The following is a 345-nucleotide window of genomic DNA, read 5'->3' on the forward strand; positions in this document are numbered from 1 at the left end:
TCTTTTTTATCTAAATGATTATTGTTCATGGTATAGATGGTATAAACTAGGCAAAATGATGATTCACCATAAAGACGGGTGTTGACGATCCACATATCATAAGTACATACCATTTTTTTAAAATAAAGATCACACCGATTCATTAAAGAGTATACAAGATAAAGTAGATCACGTTCCTTACGTGTTTTTAAATAATCGTCTAACTGATTCTTTGAATGACCAGACCATAAGAATCCTTGTTTCATCGTTTCTGAACAGAAACCTTGTTTTAGCTCTTCGATCGAGATCACTTCTTGCTTTTCCATTTACATTTCCTCCTATGCGGTCCTTCCGCTCTCTTGGTAA

1 protein-coding gene is annotated in these 345 nt (G+C 34.2%); it reads right to left on the reverse strand.

What is annotated here, in order from left to right:
• On the reverse strand, positions 1–305 hold a 305-nt coding region (locus NE665_RS24155), incomplete at its 3' end, for a hypothetical protein (protein WP_256302737.1).
• Between the last annotated feature and the right edge of the window lie 40 nt (positions 306–345).

This window comes from Clostridium sp. DFI.1.208 (assembly GCF_024463855.1).
Lineage (GTDB): Bacteria > Bacillota_I > Bacilli_A > Erysipelotrichales > Erysipelotrichaceae > Clostridium_AQ.